The organism is Streptomyces gossypii, from assembly GCF_025165795.1.
Lineage (GTDB): Bacteria > Actinomycetota > Actinomycetes > Streptomycetales > Streptomycetaceae > Streptomyces > Streptomyces gossypii.
Map to the genome: position 1 here is coordinate 382,486 of NZ_JAJAGO010000006.1, position 18,475 is coordinate 400,960.

15 protein-coding genes and 1 other RNA gene are annotated in these 18,475 nt (G+C 70.9%); 4 read left to right on the forward strand and 12 right to left on the reverse strand.

The features are described from left to right. Positions 1 to 16: 16 nt before the first annotated feature. The gene (locus LHJ74_RS15480; RefSeq protein WP_260218602.1) at positions 17 to 592 is read right to left on the reverse strand and encodes a YqgE/AlgH family protein; all 576 of its coding nucleotides are present in this window, start codon (positions 590 to 592) and stop codon (positions 17 to 19) included. A gap of 254 nt (positions 593 to 846) precedes the next feature. Between LHJ74_RS15480 and murA the strand changes: the two genes are divergently transcribed. Continuing rightward, complete coding sequence (murA, locus tag LHJ74_RS15485) at positions 847 to 2,172, forward strand: UDP-N-acetylglucosamine 1-carboxyvinyltransferase (protein ID WP_260218603.1); 1,326 nt, start codon at positions 847 to 849, stop codon at positions 2,170 to 2,172. Positions 2,173 to 2,307: 135 nt separating this feature from the next. Here the strand turns inward: murA and LHJ74_RS15490 are convergent, their stop codons facing one another. Continuing rightward, positions 2,308 to 2,589 (reverse strand): HU family DNA-binding protein, encoded by a 282-nt coding sequence (locus LHJ74_RS15490; protein ID WP_045866949.1) that lies wholly within the window; start codon positions 2,587 to 2,589, stop codon positions 2,308 to 2,310. A 360-nt stretch (positions 2,590 to 2,949) separates the two neighbouring features. Then, on the reverse strand, positions 2,950 to 4,401 hold the full coding sequence (locus LHJ74_RS15495) for an NAD-dependent malic enzyme (RefSeq protein ID WP_260218604.1): 1,452 nt from the start codon (positions 4,399 to 4,401) through the stop codon (positions 2,950 to 2,952). 299 nt (positions 4,402 to 4,700) lie between these two features. Between LHJ74_RS15495 and LHJ74_RS15500 the strand changes: the two genes are divergently transcribed. Further along, positions 4,701 to 4,907, forward strand: a complete 207-nt coding sequence (locus tag LHJ74_RS15500; RefSeq protein WP_260218605.1) for a cold-shock protein — start codon at positions 4,701 to 4,703, stop codon at positions 4,905 to 4,907. Positions 4,908 to 5,128: 221 nt separating this feature from the next. Here LHJ74_RS15500 and LHJ74_RS15505 read toward each other — a convergent pair whose 3' ends face one another. From LHJ74_RS15505 to LHJ74_RS15520, 4 genes are all read right to left on the reverse strand, one after another. Beyond that, positions 5,129 to 7,591, reverse strand: coding sequence for a HelD family protein (locus LHJ74_RS15505; protein WP_260218606.1), 2,463 nt, complete (start codon positions 7,589 to 7,591; stop codon positions 5,129 to 5,131). Positions 7,592 to 7,864: 273 nt separating this feature from the next. Next, positions 7,865 to 8,998, reverse strand: a complete 1,134-nt coding sequence (locus LHJ74_RS15510) for a uroporphyrinogen-III synthase (protein WP_260218607.1) — start codon at positions 8,996 to 8,998, stop codon at positions 7,865 to 7,867. 65 nt (positions 8,999 to 9,063) lie between these two features. Further along, entirely contained in the window at positions 9,064 to 10,488 is a 1,425-nt protein-coding gene (locus LHJ74_RS15515; RefSeq protein WP_260218608.1) for a nitrate/nitrite transporter, read from the reverse strand. A 224-nt stretch (positions 10,489 to 10,712) separates the two neighbouring features. Further along, positions 10,713 to 11,672, reverse strand: coding sequence for a LysR family transcriptional regulator (locus tag LHJ74_RS15520; protein ID WP_260218609.1), 960 nt, complete (start codon positions 11,670 to 11,672; stop codon positions 10,713 to 10,715). A gap of 126 nt (positions 11,673 to 11,798) precedes the next feature. Between LHJ74_RS15520 and LHJ74_RS15525 the strand changes: the two genes are divergently transcribed. After that, complete coding sequence (locus LHJ74_RS15525; protein ID WP_260218610.1) at positions 11,799 to 13,250, forward strand: MFS transporter; 1,452 nt, start codon at positions 11,799 to 11,801, stop codon at positions 13,248 to 13,250. A 104-nt stretch (positions 13,251 to 13,354) separates the two neighbouring features. Here LHJ74_RS15525 and LHJ74_RS15530 read toward each other — a convergent pair whose 3' ends face one another. After that, positions 13,355 to 13,732, reverse strand: a complete 378-nt coding sequence (locus tag LHJ74_RS15530) for a winged helix-turn-helix transcriptional regulator (RefSeq protein WP_260218611.1) — start codon at positions 13,730 to 13,732, stop codon at positions 13,355 to 13,357. Positions 13,733 to 13,852: 120 nt separating this feature from the next. On the opposite strand from LHJ74_RS15530, the gene LHJ74_RS15535 reads away from it, so the two are divergent. After that, a complete protein-coding gene (locus LHJ74_RS15535) occupies positions 13,853 to 14,728 on the forward strand; it encodes an NAD(P)-dependent oxidoreductase (protein ID WP_260218612.1) in 876 nt (291 codons plus the stop codon). 205 nt (positions 14,729 to 14,933) lie between these two features. Here LHJ74_RS15535 and LHJ74_RS15540 read toward each other — a convergent pair whose 3' ends face one another. From LHJ74_RS15540 to LHJ74_RS15555, 4 genes are all read right to left on the reverse strand, one after another. Further along, complete coding sequence (locus tag LHJ74_RS15540) at positions 14,934 to 15,896, reverse strand: glycoside hydrolase family 19 protein (protein WP_375546752.1); 963 nt, start codon at positions 15,894 to 15,896, stop codon at positions 14,934 to 14,936. Positions 15,897 to 16,152: 256 nt separating this feature from the next. After that, positions 16,153 to 16,523, reverse strand: a transfer-messenger RNA (tmRNA) gene (gene ssrA, locus LHJ74_RS15545). 130 nt (positions 16,524 to 16,653) lie between these two features. Continuing rightward, positions 16,654 to 17,136 (reverse strand): SsrA-binding protein SmpB, encoded by a 483-nt coding sequence (gene smpB, locus LHJ74_RS15550; RefSeq protein WP_260218613.1) that lies wholly within the window; start codon positions 17,134 to 17,136, stop codon positions 16,654 to 16,656. A 17-nt stretch (positions 17,137 to 17,153) separates the two neighbouring features. Beyond that, entirely contained in the window at positions 17,154 to 18,416 is a 1,263-nt protein-coding gene (locus tag LHJ74_RS15555) for a S41 family peptidase (RefSeq protein WP_260218614.1), read from the reverse strand. Positions 18,417 to 18,475 lie beyond the last annotated feature (59 nt).

Here is an 18,475-nt window from a genome sequence, read left to right on the forward strand (position 1 = left end):
GCCTCACGACCGTGACTCAGTTCAGCGACGGATCGTCCGGATAGGTGGCCACCATCGCCAGTTCGCTGCGCTGCCGCCGCAGCACGGAACGCCACAGCCGCTCCGGAGCCGGCGAGGAGACGTCCCCCGGCTCGGACTCCACGACATACCAGGCCCCCTCGGACAGCTCAACGTCCAGCTGCCCGGCGCCCCAGCCGGCGTAACCCGCGAAGATGCGCAGCGAGCCCAGCTCCCCGGCCAGCAGCTCGGGCGGCTCCTCCAGATCCACCAGACCGATCGCCCCGTGCACCCGGCGCCAGCCCGCCGGGCCGCTGCCGGAATGACCGCGGGCGGACGGCACCACGGCCACGCCCAGCGCCGCGTCCAGCGAGACCGGGCCGCCCTGGAAGACGACACCGGGCTCACCCGCCAGCTCCGCCCAGGGCTCCAGGATGTCGCCCACTCCGACGGGTGTCGGACGGTTCAGCACCACGCCCAGCGCACCCTCGTCGTCGTGGTCGAGGACGAGGACGACGGCGCGGTCGAAGTTCGGGTCGGACAGCACCGGGGACGCGACCAGCAGCCGCCCGGTGAGCGAAGACACCTCGGTCATGCCGCAATGATCCCGCACCGGCGGCGTTCGCGGGAGGTCAACGCCCGATCCGGCGCCGCCCGCCGGCCGCGCGCCGCCCGTTCGGCGGGGCCGGCCCGTGACCCTGGGCTGCCACACGCTGACCGTCCGTACGGACGGCATCCGGTCGCCGAGAGCCGGTGCGGGCCGGGCACTGGCACACCCGTGCATAATCCGGCAGCTTGGCGATTACGCTTGCTGACTGTCCCAGCCCATCTCCAGGAACGCGGAGATCCATGACCGGCACCGATGATGTCCTGCTAGTCCACGGCGGCACCCCCCTCGAGGGGGAGATCCGAGTCCGTGGCGCGAAGAACCTGGTGCCCAAGGCCATGGTGACCGCGCTGCTCGGCAGTGAGCCGAGCCGACTGCGCAATGTGCCCGACATCCGCGACGTCCGGGTCGTACGCGGCCTGCTGCAACTGCACGGTGTGACCGTGCGCGCCGGTGACGAGCCGGGTGAGCTGGTGCTCGACCCCTCGCACGTGGAGAGCGCGAACGTCGCCGACATCGACGCGCACGCGGGGTCCTCGCGCATCCCGATCCTCTTCTGCGGCCCGCTGCTGCACCGTCTGGGCCACGCCTTCATTCCCGGGCTGGGCGGCTGCGACATCGGCGGACGGCCCGTCGACTTCCACTTCGACGTGCTCCGCCGGTTCGGCGCGACGATCGAGAAGCGGGCCGACGGCCAGTATCTGGAGGCGCCGCAGCGCCTGCGCGGCTGCAAGATCCAGCTGCCGTACCCCTCGGTGGGCTCCACCGAGCAGGTGCTGCTCACCGCCGTGCTGGCGGAGGGTGTGACCGAACTCTCCAACGCCGCCGTCGAACCGGAGATCGAGGACCTCATCTGCGTGCTGCAGAAGATGGGCGCGATCATCTCGATGGACACGGACCGCACCATCCGCATCACCGGCGTGGACCGCCTCGGCGGCTACACGCACCGTGCCCTGCCGGACCGCCTGGAGGCGGCCTCCTGGGCGAGCGCGGCGCTCGCGACCGGGGGCAGCGTGTACGTGCACGGCGCCCGGCAGCGGGAGATGATGACCTTCCTCAACACCTTCCGCCGGGTCGGCGGCGCGTTCGAGGTCGGCGACGAGGGCATCCGCTTCTGGCACCCCGGCGGCCCGCTGAACGCCATCGCGCTGGAGACGGACGTGCACCCCGGTTTCCAGACCGACTGGCAGCAGCCGCTGGTGGTGGCGCTGACGCAGGCGTCCGGCCTGTCCATCGTGCACGAGACGGTGTACGAGTCGCGGCTCGGCTTCACCTCCGCGCTCAACCAGATGGGCGCGCACATCCAGGTCTACCGGGAGTGCCTGGGCGGCACCCCGTGCCGCTTCGGGCAGCGGAACTTCCTGCACTCGGCCGTCGTTTCGGGGCCCACCAAGCTCCAGGGCGCGGATCTGGTCATCCCCGACCTGCGGGGCGGGTTCTCGTACCTGATCGCCGCGCTGGCCGCGCAGGGCACCTCTCGGGTGCACGGCATCGACCTGATCAACCGTGGCTACGAGAACTTCATGGACAAGCTGTCGGCACTGGGTGCGAAGGTCGAACGCCCGTAAGCACCGCCAGACGCCGAGAGGGGCGGGCCCCCCCCCCGGGGGGCGCCCCCCCCCCGGACCCCCCCCCCGCCCCGTGGGGGGGCCCCCCCCCGCTGGGGGGCCCGCCCCTCTCCTTGCCCGCCAGCTGTCAGCGGATCACTTGCCCTTGGCGGCTTCCTTCAGCTTGGAGCCCGCCGAAACCTTGACGCTGTATCCGGCCGGGATCTCGATCGGGTCACCGGTCTGCGGGTTACGCGCCGTACGAGCGGCACGGTGCGTACGCTCGAAGGTGAGAAAGCCGGGGATGGTGACCTTCTCGTCTCCCTTGGAGACAACCTCGCCAACGGTCTCGGCGAGCGCGGCCAGAACGGCGTCGGCGTCCTTACGGGTCACCTCGGCGCGCTCGGACAGAGCGGCCACCAGCTCACTGCGGTTCATAGTCTGTTACTCCCGTGTTCTTCTTGCCGATGAGGCGTGAGTTCGAAGCCGATGCTGCCAGGGGCCTCGGACACTCCCCGGACCCGGGTCTCGTTCAGACCCCCGCGCCCAGTGACGCATCCTGCCCCCACCTGCGGCGGGAAATCCAATCCGGCTCGCAAACCGGTACCCGGCTGCGTCACCCGAAAAGTGCCAGTGGCTCGCGGCTGACGCCTCAAGGCTCTGTCCGGTGCGGCTTCCGCAACCCTAAGGGGGCCGTACGGGTGCTGCATCCCGCGACGCGCCGGGCGGGGGCGGGCTCGGGCCCTTCGTGACCGAGCTCTCACCGGACGGGCCCGTCGCCGCCACCTCGCGCGGGGGTCAGTCCGTCAGCTCGGTGGGCTCGCCCAGCGACCCCGGCTCGGTGCTGCGCGGCGGCTTGGCCGCGTCGCGCACCGCCCCGGCGACGGCGCCGGCGACCTTCTCGTTGAAGACGCTGGGGATGATGTAGTTCGCGTTCAGCTCGTCCTCGTGCACGACGTCCGCGAGGGCGCGGGCGGCGGCCAGCATCATCTCGTCGTCGACCGTGCGCGACTGGGCGTCCAGCAGGCCGCGGAAGACGCCGGGGAAGACCAGCACGTTGTTGATCTGGTTGGGGAAGTCGGAGCGCCCGGTGGCGACCACGGTGGCCGTACGACGGGCCTCCGCGGGGTCTACCTCCGGGTCGGGATTGGCGAGCGCGAACACGATGGCGCCCTCGGCCATCGTCGCCACGTCCGCCGCCCCGAGCACGTTGGGCGCGGAGACGCCGATGAACACGTCCGAGTCCGCCACGGCGTCCTTGAGAGTGCCGGTGACCCCTTCGGGGTTGGTGTTCGTGGCGATCCAGCGCAGTGGCGAGTCCACCTCGGCGCTGACCAGGTCCTCGCGGCCCGCGTGGACCACACCGTGGATGTCGGCGACGACCGCGTGCTTGACGCCGGCCGACAGCAGCAGCCGCAGGATCGCCGTACCCGCCGCGCCCGCCCCGGACATGACGACCCGTACGTCCTCGATCCGCTTGCCCACCACGCGCAGCGCGTTGTGCAGCGAGGCGAGCACGACGATGGCGGTGCCGTGCTGGTCGTCGTGGAAGACGGGGATGTCCAGCGCCTCGCGCAGCCGCGCCTCGATCTCGAAGCAGCGGGGCGCCGAGATGTCCTCCAGGTTGATGCCCGCGAAGCCCGGGGCGATTGCCTTGACGGTCTCCACGATCATGTCGGAGTTCTGTGTGTCCAGGCAGATCGGCCAGGCGTCGATGCCCGCGAACCGCTTGAAGAGGGCCGCCTTGCCCTCCATCACCGGCAGCGCGGCCTGCGGGCCGATGTTGCCCAGGCCGAGCACGGCCGAGCCGTCGGTGACCACCGCGACGCTGTTCCGCTTGATGGTCAGCCGCCGGGCGTCCTCGGGATTCTCGGCGATCTGCATGCACACCCGGGCGACGCCAGGGGTGTACACCATGGAGAGATCGTCACGGTTGCGAATAGGATGCTTCGAAGACATCTCGATCTTGCCGCCGAGGTGCATCAGGAACGTACGGTCGGAGACCTTGCCCAGCGTCACACCCTCGATGCCGCGCAGCTTGCCGACGATCTCGTCGGCGTGCGCGGTGGAGGTCGCGGCGATCGTGACGTCGATCCGGAGCCGTTCATGGCCGGAGGCGGTCACGTCGAGGCCGGTGACCGAACCTCCGGAGGACTCCACGACCGTGGTGAGCTGACTGACCGCGGACCCGCCGGCGGGGACTTCCAGACGGACCGTCATCGAATACGAGACGCTTGGCGCGGTTGCCATGGCCGACTTCCTCTGCTTTCCCTTGTCACGATGCGCCGTGCGGCGCACCAGAGATAATCCCACCTACCGGCGGGTGCGCGGTAACCACCCTCCAGTATTGGAAACAGAATTCCACCATACGAGAGGAACAGGGGTTACGGAAGCCCTCATTCCGTGGAGCCGGGTGGACCGCCGCACGGGTCGCTACGTGAGCCGCCACGGGTCACTTCAGAAGAAAATGCGTCATCAATCATCATGAATTGCCCCGAAACGTCCTAGGATCTGGCCCGCAACCGTCTGCACTCACGGGAGACCAGGACATGGCTCAGGGCACGGTCAAGTGGTTCAACGCGGAGAAGGGATACGGCTTCATCGCCCAGGAAGGCGGCGGGCCGGACGTCTTCGTCCACTACAGCTCGATCGACGGCGAGGGCTATCGCAGCCTGGAGGACACGCAGCGCGTGGAGTTCGAGATCGGGGCAGGGCGCAAGGGGCCGCAGGCGGAGCAAGTCCGCGTCATTTCGTAAGAAAAACGACTTCAAGGTGGCACCGACCCGCCAGCTCGCCTCGCGGCAAGTGGTCGCTCGTAGCGACTATGGTTGGGCCCGGGGGCATGGATCGGGCCGGTGCCACTCACAAGGCTAACAAAGAGTCCCACGAGGCGATTCCCCCGCACGCGACCGATTCCGCCGCCCGGGTCGGCCCCGCCGGAATCACCCCTTCCAGGATGCCGCGCCGGGGCTCCTCCTCACCCCTTCAGCAGATCGGGCACCCCGTCCTCGTCGGGCAAGTCCCCCTCCGCCGACAGGATCGTCAGCCGCTGGGTGGCGCGCGTCAGCGCCACGTACAGCACCCGCAGACCGGCCGGGCGCTCCCCCTTGGAGACCTGCTCGCGCGAGGCCACGCCCGCGATCTCGGCGGGCGACACCACCAGCGTCGCGTCGTACTCCAGCCCCTTGGCCTCCAGACTCCCCAGCGCCACCGCCCGGCCCCCCAGCCCGGCCAGCCACTCGCGCGCCTCCGCGCGCCGCTCCATGGCGACGACGACGCCGACCGTGCCTTCCACCTCGGCCAGCAGCCGCCGCGTCTCCTCCCGAACGGCAGCGCCCAATCCGCCCCGCGCGAGGGCGAACCGGGGCTCCATGCCGGTGGAGCGCACCGCCGCCGGTGGCACCGACCCCGGCATCGCCAGCGCCAGCACCCGGTCGGCCAGCACGGCGACCTCGGCGGGATTGCGATAGTTGACGGTCAGTTCGAAACGGCGGCGCGGCCGGGTGCCCAGCGCCTCGTCCCGCGCGGCGGCGGCCTCCTGCGTGTCGGTCCAGGAACTCTGCGCCGGGTCACCCACGACCGTCCAAGTCGCGTGCCTGCCCCGGCGGCCGACCATCCGCCACTGCATCGGCGTCAGATCCTGCGCCTCGTCCACGATCACGTGCGCGTACTCGGTGCGCTCCTCGGCGAGGCGCTGCGTCCGACTCTGGCGGCCCTGGTTGCGGTCGGCAGCGGTGGTCAGCTCCTGTACGCCCAGCTCCGCCAGCATGTCGGCCTCGGTCGGCTGCCGTGGCCGCACGGGCGTACCCAGCAGCGTCTGCAGCTCGTCCAGCAGCGCGACATCGTGCACGGACAGCGGCCCGTCCCCCGCCGCGTCCAGCCTGCGCAGTGACCGCGCCAGCAGCCGCACCTCCGCACCGCGCAGCGTCCGGCGTGCCCAGCGCTCCAGGCTCCCCTGGTCCGCCATCGCGGCGAGCACCCGGCGCGGGGTGAGCTCGGGCCACCAGGCGTCCATGAAGTCGGTGAACTCCGGCTCCGTCGAGACGTCCTCGTCGAACGCCTGGCGCGTCTCCGCCGCCAGCTCCGGATCGTCCAGGTGGCGGCCGGCCGCACCGGACTTCTCCCAGAGCGCGTCCAGCACGAACCGCCGGGCGCGTGGCCGCATCAGGTTGACCGGCGCGGTGCCGCCCAGCGCCTGCTGTCTGGCCCGGCGCAGCTCCTCGGGCCCCAGCTCGACGCGGGCGCCGAACACGACGACCCGCAGCCGGGTGGGCGTACGGTGCGGCGCCTGGCGGGCGTGGGGAGCCTCCGTGGCTTCCAGGGCCATTCCGGGCAGCATCCCGGACGTCGCGTCGGACGGCGCATCGGACGCCGAGGCGGGCGCTCCGGGCGCTCCCACCGTCTCCAGGGCGCCGCGTGCGGCGTTGCGCAGCACCCGTGCCATGCGGCCGGAGCCCTTGATCCGGGCCACGGGCTGCGGGTCGAACGCGGCTGCCTCCGCCCCGTCCGCCAGCGAGCCCAGCGCGCGGATGGCGACCTGGCCCTCCTCGCCCAGCGAGGGCAGCACGCCCTCCGTGTACGACACCAGCAGCGGTGTCGGGCTCACGATCAGGATGCCGCCCGCGTAGCGACGCCGGTCCCGGTAGAGCAGATAGGCGGCCCGGTGCAGGGCGACGGCGGTCTTGCCGGTGCCGGGGCCGCCCTCCACCTCCGTCACCGAGGCGGCCGGTGCCCGGATGACCAAGTCCTGCTCCGCCTGGATGGACGCCACGATGTCCCGCATGGCGTGGCCGCGGGCCCGCCCGAGCGCGGCCATCAGCGCGCCGTCGCCGACGACGGCCAGCTCGGCGCCGTCCAGGCTGGCGCGGACCTCCGGGCGCAGCAGGTCGTCCTCGACCGAGAGCACGCGGCGCCCCTTGCTCCGGATCACCCGGCGCCGGACGACGCGGCCCGGGTCCAGTGGTGTGGCCCGGTAGAAGGGCGCGGCGGCGGGTGCCCGCCAGTCGATCACCAGCGGCGAGTAGTCGGAGTCGAGCACGCCGAGGCGTCCGATGTGCAGGGTCTCGGCGATGTCGGCGCTGCCGTCGACGCGTATCGCCGACTCGTCGGGCTCCAGCGACTGGTACGCCCCGTCCGCGCCGCGCACGCTGTCCTTGCCGGCCAGCAGGTCGACGCGGCCGAAGAGGAAGTCCTCGAACTCGCTGTTGAGCCGGTTCAGATGGACCCCCGCCCGGAAGACCTGCGCGTCGCGCTCGGCGAGGGCCCCCGGGGTGCCGACCTGCGACCGCTCCGAGGCGTCCTTCATCAGGAACTCGGCCTCGTCGATCTTCTCCTCCAGGCGGCGGTACACCCGGTCGAGGTGGCCTTGCTCCGCCCGGATCTCGCGGTCCCGGACGCCGTCGTCCCGCACGGTGTGCTCGGCTGTGTCCTGCGTTGCCAACGCGGCCCCCTTCTTCCGTACTCAGGGCAGCCGTCAACCGTACGCGACCGAGAGTGCGGTGTGCACCCGCGGTCAGCCCCGGCAGGAGGTCGAATACCCCCGAGAGGCCCTAAGGGCTGTCCCGTGATCCCTGGCGGGCGCACGACGACAGCTGCGGCACCTCGCTGCGTTGCCGGAGCGCCCGGACACGCCCAGTATGAGGACGCCCCTCCGCCTTGCGAAGCACCGCATCTGACGCCGCGCGCTGATCCACCAGGGATCACGGGACAGCCCTCAGGTCCCGGCCGGGTCCGTCGCGATCCGGTAGCCGCGCTTCACCACCGTCTGGATCAGGCCGGGCGTGCCCAGCGCCGACCGCAGCCGTGTCATGGCCGTCTCGACCGCGTGCTCGTCGCGGCCCGAGCCGGGCAGCGCGCGGAGCAGTTCCGCGCGCGGGACCACCCAGCCCGGCCGTTCGGCCAGCACCCGCAGCAGCGCCATACCGGCGGGCGGTACCGCGCGCAGCTCGCCGTCCACGATCACGGCGTGACCGCGGATCCCGACCTGGTGTCCGGAGATCTCCAGAGGCCGCACCCGGCCGGGCAGCTCGGCGCAGAGCAGCTGCACCAGCGGGCCCAGCCGGAAGCGCTCCGGCTGCCCGGTCGGCACGCCGTGCCGCTCCAGTGGCGCCGCCGTCATCGGGCCCACGCACGCGGCGAAGACCTCGCCGCTCAGCGCCGCCAGCAGTTCTTTCTGGATGCCCCGCTCGGCAGCACGTTTCAGCAGCGAGGCGGCGGCGGGCGCGCTGGTGAAGGTCACCGCGTCCATGCTCCGGGCGAGGACGGCGTCGAGCAGGCGGTCCACCGGCCTGATGTCCTCCGGGGGCAGCCAGCGGTACACCGGCACCCCCACCACGTCCGCGCCCTGTTCTCGCAGCGCCTCCGAGAATCCGGACAGCGGCTCGCCGTGCAGCTGCACCGCGATCCGCCGCCCCTGCACACCCTCGTCCAGCAGTCGCCGCTGCACCTCTGCCATCGACTCGGAGGCCGGTGACCACTTCTCCCGCAGCCCTGCCGCCCGCACCGCACCGCGCACCTTGGGGCCGCGCGCCAGCAGCTGGGCTCCCGCCATCCGCTCCCGCAGTGCGTCGCCGAGGCCCCAGCCGTCCGCGGCCTCCAGCCAGCCGCGGAAGCCGATGGCGGTGGTGGCCACCACCACGTCGGGCGGGGTCTCGGTCAGCCGGGTGGTGGCGGCCAGCAGTTCGGCGTCGTCGGAGAGCGGGACGATGCGCAGCGCGGGCGCGTGCAGGATCTCGGCACCCCGGCGCTCCAGCAGGTTCCCCAGCTCTTCGGCGCGCCGGGCGGCGGTGACCCCGACGGTGAAGCCTTCCAGGGGTTTGATCTCGTGCGCGGGGTTGAGCTGATCCATGCGCTCCTCGTCCACAGTGTTCCTCAAGAAGGGCCCACCGGTTCATCCGTGCACCGGTGTGCTGTTCACCGACCCGGTGCCGAGCCTGTCAACGGTCCGTGACGGTCCCGGTTCGCGGGCATTTCCTCAGTGTTACGCCCCGCAGCAGTGTTGCGCCCCGCAGCGGCGAGGGGCCTCACCCGCAGGTATACCGCCCAGGTGACGAAGGCGCAGAGCACGTAGTAGCAGGCGAAGGCGATGAAGGCGCCCGTACCTCCCCCGGTGCTGACGAAGGACTGCCGCAGCGCGAGGTTGATGCCGAGTCCGCCGATGGCGCCCACCGCGCCGATCAGGGACATCGCGGCACCGGACAGCCGCCGCGCGTGGGCCGAGGCGGCCTCTCCGGTGAGGCCGCGGGACCGGGCCCCGGCCTCGTGTATGGCGGGGATCATCTTGTAGGACGACCCGTTGCCGACGCCGGTGAGGATGAACAGCAGTACGAAGCCGGTGACGAAGAGCGGGAGCGAGGCCCGTATCGACGCGGTGATGACCACGGCGGAGGCCGCGGTCATCAGGACGAAGGTCCACAGCGTGACCCGCGCCCCGCCCCGCCGGTCCGCCAGCTGGCCGCCGACCGGCCGGATCAGCGAGCCGAGCAGCGGGCCGATGAAGGTCAGCGCGGCGGCCTGCAGCGGCGTGCGGTCGAACTGCCCCTGGAGGACCAGTCCGAAGGCGAAGCTGTAGCCGATGAACGAGCCGAAGGTGCCGATGTAGAGCACCGCCATGATCCAGGTGTGCCGGTCCGCCGCGGCCTCCCGCGCGGCACCGGTGTCGTTGGTGACCGGGCCCAGGTTGTCCATGTACCGCAGGGCGCACAGCGTGGCCAGCACGATCAGCGGCAGGTAGGCGGCCAGCAGCAGGCGCGGCCGATCCGCTCCGGCCACGCCGATCACCAGCAGCGCGGCCAGCTGCACCACGGCGACGCCGATGTTCCCGCCGCCCGCGTTCAGCCCGAGCGCCCGGCCCTTCAGGCGCAGCGGATAGAAGCTGTTGATGTTCGTCATGGCGGAGGCGAAGTTGGCGCCGCCGACCCCGGTGAGCACGGCCACCGCCACGAAAGTGCCGTACGAGGTGCCCGGTTCGAGCACGAACAGCAGCGCGATCATCGGCAGCAGCAGCATGCCGGCGCTGAACACCGTCCAGTTCCGGCCGCCGAAGCGGGCCACCGCGAAGCCGTACGGCACCCGCAGCACCGCGCCGACCAGCGAGGCGACCGCCACCAGGAAGAACTTCCCGGCCGCGTCGATTCCGTACTCCGGGCCCATGAAGAGCGCGAGCACGGAGAACATGCTCCAGACCGAGAAGCCGATGTGCTCGGCGAGCACCGAGTAGGCGAGGTTCCGGCGGGCGATCCGCTTTCCGCCGTTCTCCCAGAACTCCGCGTCCTCGGGATCCCAGTGCTCGATCCAGCGTCGTCCTCGTCGGTGGACGGCGGCGGTTGGAGCGGTCATGGACGCCTCCCGGGCGGTTGGCCGGACTGGGCCGGTTCCCTGTCACGGGCAGAGGCTAGGCAGCAGGGATTTCCACGCCGTGCCGCCAGGTGACACCCGTGAAACCGTCGGCTCACCCGGCGCCGCGCGGCTTCGTGAGCACGGGCGGGGCCTTCGCGACGGGCTCACATTAGCGACCCGCGGGAAGGATCACCACCGTGCCGCGACGCAGTTGAACGCTCCTGTCACGGCGCGCACAGCACCCGGTCCGCCGCCGGAAGCCAGGCGCCGTCCGGCACCTCCAGCCAGCCGCCGTCCGAGGCCAGCCGGGCCGCCTCCGCCCGCAGCACCTCCAGTCCGTGATGGCGCAGCCCGCGCCGCCACACCAGGGAGACCGGAGCCAGCGCCACCGGATCGGTCAGCGGGCGCAGCACCATCCCCGGTACGCCGATGAAGACCTCGCTGGCCAACACCGACCAGCCCTGCTTGCGTACGACACGGGTGAACTCCTCCTCGCCCTCCAGCTTGGGGAAGGGTGCGGCCAGCGCGATGCCGCGCCCGGCGAAGAGGGCGCGGGCGAAGTCGGTCCACTCCGTGGTGTCCGCGTTGCCCGCTCCGGCGTAGAGCGTCTCGCCCGCCAGCCGGGAGAGCGGGATCGCGGGCAGGCCCGCGAGCGGATGGTCCTCGGGCAGCAGTACGGCGACGCGTTCGTAGCGGATCAGGGTGTGGTCCAGTCCGGCCAGCACATGCGGCGCCAGCCCGGCGACCCGGCCGAAGGAGACGTCGAGCCGCCCGGCGAGCAGATCGGCGGACGCACCAGCCAGGCCGCTGTGGAAACGGGCGACGAACTCCACCCCGGGCGCACCCAGCCGAGCCGCGTCGAGCACCCGCTGCCCCGTGCTGACGGGGGCGGCCACATCGACGAGCAGCGGCCGGTCGGCAGCCGAGACCGCCGCGGCCAGCGCGTCGTGCGCGGCGAGCACCGCTCGCGCGTACGGCAGCAGCCGCTCTCCCTCAGGGGTCACGGTCACCCGGCGCGTCGTCCGCAGGAGGAGCGTGGCGCCCCACTCGCCCTCCAGCCGCCGGATGTCCCTGCTGAGGGCCTGCTGCGCGACGAAGAGCCGGGCGGCGGCACGGGTGAAGTGCAGTTCCTCGGCGACGGTGACGAAGGCGCGCAGCAGGCGGGGGTCGGTCTCATGGGGCACGGGCTGATTGTCGCCGACGAGGGCGGCCCGGCGTCCGCCGCATCGAGATATTGACAACGAGAGTGCGTGAGTGGGCTCTGAAAAGGTGTTGGACCTGGGCGGACGCACTCCGGAAGTGTGGTGCACATGCCGAAATCTCCCTCCCGCACCGGAGACATCCGGGACGCCTCCGAGACCCCGGACAACCCGGATGCACCGGCGGACGGCCCGCTGTTCACCGTCTCCGGCGACCGGCTGATCGTGCTGCCACGTGCGGGAGCCGACACCTCCGGTCGCCGCCGCTCCCCCGACCGCCGCGCACCGCGCGGCGCCGCACCGAGATGGACCGGACGGAGATGGACCGGCCCCCGGTGGGCGGCCCCGTACGCGCGCCTCTTCACCGCGCCCGGCTCCGTGGCCTTCACCGCCGGCAACCTCATCGCACGGCTGCCGATGGGGATGCTCACCGTCTCCGCGGTGATCATGATCGCCGGTTCCCGGGACTCGTACGCGCTCGCCGGTGCCGTGACCGCTTGCGGGCTCGCCGCGACCGCGGTCGTCGGGCCGCTCACCGCCCGCCTGGTGGACCGGTACGGGCAGGCGCGCATCATGGTGCCCGCCGCGGCCCTCGCGGTCGGCGGCTCGGTCGCGCTTGCCCTGTGCGTCCGCTACGACGCGCCCGACTGGTCGCTGTTCGCCGCCTACGTGTCGACCGCGACCACACCGAACACCGGTGGCATGTCACGCGCCCGGTGGGCGTACCTCTACCGCGACGACGCCGCCGCCCGGCACACCGCGAACTCCTTCGAACAGGCCGCCGACGAGCTGTGCTTCATGCTCGGGCCGGTAATCGCCGCCCTCCTGTGCACGGCGTTCTTCCCGGAGGCGGGCACGCTGACCGCCGCGTTCCTGCTGCTCACCGGGGTGCTGCTGTTCGCCTCGCAGCGGCGCACCGAACCGCCGCCCAGTCCGCGCACCCCCGGCCGCCAGCGGTCACCCCTACGGCTGCGGGGAATGCCTCCGCTGCTGTTCACCTTCCTGTGCACCGGGGCGGTCTTCGGCTCGATGGAGGTGGTGACGCTGGCCTTCGCGGACGAGCTGGGCCACCAGGGGGCGGCGGGCGTCGTCCTCGCTCTGCAGGCCGGGGGCTCGGCAGCGGCGGGGCTGGTCTTCGGCGCGCTGCGGCCGCCTGGGCCGCTCGCACGGCGGTTCGTGCTGTGCGTGTGCGCGATGGCGGTACTGATGACGCTCCCGCTGCTTGCTGCCACCACGACCGGCAGTCTGGCGGCCGTCGGGGCGGGGCTGCTGCTCGCGGGGATGGCCACGGCGCCGACCATGGTCACCGGGATGACGCTCGTCCAGCTGGTCACCCCGGCCGCGCGGCTCAACGAGGGCATGACGCTCTCGGTCACCGCTCTGCTCGGCGGCGTCGCCGCCGGGTCGGCGACGGGCGGATGGGCTGCGCAGCACCTCGGAGAGGGTGCGAGCACGGGTTACTGGGTGCCGGTCACCGCAGCGGCGCTGGCCGCCGCCACCGCTGCGGCGGGGTTCCGGCATCCTCAGGGTCTGCTGTCCCAGAGCTCGCGCGGGCAGGTGTGATGGAGCGCCCCAGGAGTAGGACAGGCTCAAGGCTTAGCGATCACGGAGTCGCGGCGCTCTGTGATCACAGGGAGAGACCTGTATCTACGATCCGGCCCGCAGCACTAGCGCCGAGCTGTCGCGGCAACGTCGCCGGAGATCTTTTCGGCCCCGATCCGCCCCATGCGTGCGGTCCCCCATTCACCCAAGGAGGCCAGGGCCACGTTGAGCGAGACGCCGTGCTCCGTCAAGGAGTACTCGACCTTCGGCGGCACCTCGCGGTACACCTCACGATGCACGAGCCCGTCTTCTTCCATCTCCCGCAGATGTTGAATCAGCATCTTCTCGCTGACACCAGGCAGACCGCGTCGAAGCTCGGCGAACCGGCGGATCCCGTGGTGGTGGAGCTCCCAGAGGATGAGCGACTTCCACTTGCCGGCGACTACGTCCATCGCCGCGTCGATGCCACAGAAATAGGGACCACGTCGCGCTGCAGTTGCCATCCGCCCTCCAAGAGGCACTTACCTACGGGTGAGTACCCGACTAATTAGTCCGTACTGGTCAACTTTACCGGCTGCGGAGAGGATCGAGCCGAAGGACAGACACGAGGGGGAGCGCCAAAAATGACAACTGACAGCAGCGTCCAGGTGAGTGTTCTCGGGCTAGGGGCTATGGGCAGCGCTCTCGCGGGCGCCCTGGTGAAGGCCGGATACGCGACCACATGCTGGAACCGCTCGCCGGGGAAGGCGGACGGCCTCGTTGCGCAGGGCGCCAAGGCTGCCGACACGGCCGGCGACGCGGTCCGGGCCAGCCGATTGGTGATCGCATGCCTGCTGGACCACGCGTCGGTCCATGAGGTGCTCGATCCGCTCTCCGATGAGCTGGCCGGACGAACCCTGGTCAACGTGACGACGACGTCACCTGCTCAGTCACGGGAGTTGGCGGATTGGGCCGCCCAGGCCGGAGTCGCGTATCTGGACGGCGGCATCATGGCCGTACCGCACATGATCGGCCAGCCTGGGGCATCGATCCTCTACAGCGGGTCGGCCGATGTCTTCCATCAGTACAGGCCGCTGCTCGACCTGTGGGGAACCAGTACCTACTTCGGTGAGGATGCCGGGCTGGCGTCCCTGTACGACCTCGCCCTGCTCGCGGGCATGTACGTCATGTTCGCCGGATTCATGCACGGCGCCGCCATGGTCGCGCCAGCCGGAGTGACGGCGGGCGAGTTCGCTGCTGAGGCCACACCTTGGCTGACCGCCATGACCGGCGCCTTCCAAGGTTTCGCCGCAGTCATCGACGGTGGGGACTACACCGTCGAAGGGCAGCAGAGCCTCCAGTTCTCCAGCCTCAGTGACCTCCTGGCTGCCAGTTCCGACCAGGGCATCAGCACCGAGGTAGTCACCATGGTCCAGCGGCTCATCCAGCGTCAGATCGATGCAGGCCATGGAGAGGAAGGCTTCGCCCGAATCATCGAGAGCATCAAGCAACCGGGCTAGCAGCGTGCAAGGCGGTGGAAGGCGTTCTGCCAGGCGGGTGTGCGCTCCAGGCGATGTGCCGGAGCTGCGGCAGCTTCTCGAAGACGGCCCGGTCGCTGGTCCGCGGGCGGTGGAAGCCCATCCCGCCTATCCGCGCGAGCTCTCAGTGCCGCGTCAGGCAAGGTTCGCCCCGCGGGCAAACCTTGCCCAACGCAGCACTAGCGGATCAGCAGCTGAGGTTGCTGCCCGGCGTCACACCGAGCATCGCGGTGTAGTTCCGGTATTTGTCGATCCGGCTCTGGACCTGGGCCGGGTTTCCGCCCTCGCACTCCAGGGCGCCGTTGATCGCCCAGATCGTCTGGCCGAAGCCGTGGCCGCCGACCATGGCGTCGTGCGCCGTCATGGTGCCCGGGCCCTGCTGGGTGTTCCAGTACCAGAGCGCGGTCTGCATCGCCACGGCCGGGTCCCGCTCCACCAGGTACGGGTTGTTGAGCAGGTCGATGCCCAGCGCGTCACCCGCGGCCTTGTAGTTGAAGTTCCAGCTCAGCTGGATCGGCCCACGGCCGTAGTAGGCAGCCTGGCCCGCCGGGCAGCCGTAGGGCTTGCTGTCGTCGCAGTAGTGCGGGTAGTTGGCCTCGTTCTGCTCCACGATGTAGTAGAGACCGGCAGTCTCGTGGCTGATGTTGGCGAGGAACGCGGCGGCCTCCCGCTTCTTCGTCTCCTCGCTGCCGGTGTTCGCGAAGCCGGGGTAGGACTGCAGCGCGTCGACCAGGCCGCGGTAGGTGTAGAAGGGGTTCCGGTTCGGGAACATCTGGTTGAACTGCGCCTCGCTCACCACGAAGCCCGAGGGGTCCGGGTCGGGGTCGCCGCCGCCGTCACCGCACGCACCCTTGTCCACCCAGACTCCCCACTGGCCGGTGTCCGCCGGTGCGGTGCCCTGGGTCCACCAGCTCGCGGACCAGTTGTGGCCCGCGTGGGACACCGTGTCGCCACCCAGATAGACCTTGTCGGCGCTCCAGGGGGTCGCGCATGCCGCAGCCGCCTCGGCTGCGGGAGCGGCGGGAGCGGCGGTCGCGGACGACGCCGGTACGACCACCGCGAGCGTGGCGGATGCGGCCGCCACCGCGAAGACGGTCTTGAGGCGCTGCCTGAACTGTCCTGACTGTTTGAACTGCCTGAGCTGTCTCAACACTGGGTCGCTCCTCACGTGCGGCTCTGGCCACAGGGGGGAATCAATGACGGAGTGCAGTCAACTCTCTTGGTCTAAACCAGTCAAGGTATAGACCAATATTTTCTTCACTCTGCACCTTCGGCCTGCTACGTGAGGTGACAGCAGCGCCAGCACAGCAGGAGACCGCACCGGGACAGCACCGGGGCCAGCACTCGACCCCGGACAGCAAAAAGCCTCCGGCCTGCGAGATTCGCAGGCCGGAGGCTTAACACGGGGGTGGAGATGGCGGGAATCGAACCCGCGTCCAACGAAGTGGAAGGAGGGCTTCTCCGAGCGCAGTCCGCTACGATTTTCTCAGCCCCGGAAATCACGCGGACAAGTTTCCGACGGGCTCAGTCACTGTGAAGTGTCCCGGTAAACCCCGTGACCGGGTTTACGCGGTGAGTCCCCTAAATGATACTGGGCACCGGAGCGGGAACACCTCCGGGCCAGCACCTCACAGTCGCTGCTCAGGCAGCGAGGGTGAAGGAATCGCGCTTGTTATTGGCGATTATTTTTTTGCGGCAGATGGTTAACGAGATCATTGCCGCGTTCCTCGGCTCGCTTCCCCTGCTTCGACATCCGCTGTCGAAACCGATCATCCCCATGTTGAGTTAACAAACACCGCACCCCGAGGGGCGCAGTCTCCATCCTACGGGAACAACACCCGAGGGTGCCAGTGCGTTCCCACCGCCCGATGCGGTGGTCCCAGACCCTGCGCCGGCGCCCGGCCAGGCTACGCCCGCTCCTTCCGCTTCACCGCGGACATCACCCGCTCCGCGTCCCGGCGGTCCTCCCTCTCCCGCAGCGTCTGCCGCTTGTCGTACTCCTTCTTGCCCTTCGCGAGCGCGAGCTCGACCTTGACGCGCCCCTCCTTGAAGTACAGCGACAGCGGCACCAGCGTGTACCCGGTCTCCTGCGTCTTGCCGATCAGCTTGTCGATCTCGGCACGATGCATCAGCAGCTTCCGCTTGCGCCGGGCACTGTGGTTCGTCCACGTGCCCTGCGAGTACTCCGAGATGTGCACGTTGTGCAGCCACACCTCGGCGCCGTCCAGCTGTGCGAAGCCGTCGACGAGCGAGGCCCTGCCCTGGCGCAGCGACTTGACCTCCGTCCCGGTCAGCACCACACCGCACTCGTACGTGTCCAGGATGAGGTAGTCATGGCGCGCCTTCTTGTGCTGCGCGATGAACTTGCGATCCGTCTGTTTTTTGGCCATAACCCCACCATGGTCCACTACGAGCCCGCCGCGAGGCCACCCAATACCGTCCGCGCCTTCGACTCCGCCGCCGTACCGGAGGCCACGACGAGGTCGGGCGCCAGCCCCGCGCGGTCCACGGAGCGCCCCGCCGGCGTCCTGTAGTGGCCGACGGTCAGCTCCGCGACCGAGCCGTCGGCCATCCGGTGCGGCACCTGGACCGAACCCTTGCCGAAGGTGTGCGAGCCGACCACCACGGCACGGCCGCGGTCCTGCAGCGCTCCGGTGAGCAGCTCGGCCGCGCTCATCGTGCCGCCGTCCACCAGTACGACAACGGGTGCTTCGGTGTCGCCGCCCCGCTCCGCGTACAGCGCGCGCTGGGTGCCGTTCACGTCGTACGTGGCGACCAGGCCGCCGTCCAGCAGGGCGGAGGCCGCGTCCGCCGCCTCGTCGACAAGTCCCCCGGGGTTGCCGCGCAGGTCCAGCAGGATGCCGCTGCCGTCCGGCACCTCGCGGACAGCGCGCCGCACCTGCTCGCCGGAGTCCTCGGTGAAGCGGGTGATCTTGATCCGCGTCACCTCGGGCGACAGGTTGTCGGAGGTGACGTTCGTGTCGGCCAGCAGGGCGCGGTGCAGGATCTCGCCCCACTGCCTGCCGTCCCTGCCCAGCTCCACCTCGACCGTGCTGCCGGGGCCCTGGCTCGCGGCCGAGGCGGCCCCGCGCAGCAGTGCGACGACCTCCGTGACAGGGAGCGCCGCCACCCGCTCGCCGTCCACCGCGCGCAGCCGGTCACCCGCGCGCACCCCGGCCTCGGCAGCCGGGCTGCCCGGCCGGACCCGCGCCACCTCGATGACCCGGCTGTCCGCCGCGTCGGTGCCGCGCCGGACGGAGATCCCCACTCCGACGTATTCGCCGCTCAGTGTCCGCTCCAGCCCCTCGTACTCGCGGGCGGAATAGGCGGCGGACCAGCGGTCGCCGCTCCGGCTGACCAGCTCCTCGGCGCCCTCGGTGGCGTCACCCGGACCGCGCGCGCCCGAGGTGCGGCCCGCACCCTCGTCCGATCCCCGCCCTGATTCCGGCTCCGTCCCCGGCGACGCCGCTTCCGGAGCGTCGGGCCTCGGTTCACTCGAAGGGGGACCGTCGCCCGCACGGTGGCGGGGCAGGTCGGCTGCGCCACGGTGCGTCTCGCCGCCCCACGAGTTGGTGGCGGCACCGGTCGCCAGCACGCTTGCGAAGACCAGCGTCAGGACGGCCCCGCGACAGGCGCGGCGGGGGCGCACATACTTCCACGTGCCCGACATGTTGCGGAGTCTAGGCCAGACATGGGTGCCGCAAGGGCAGTTGCCCCTCCGGCACCCGC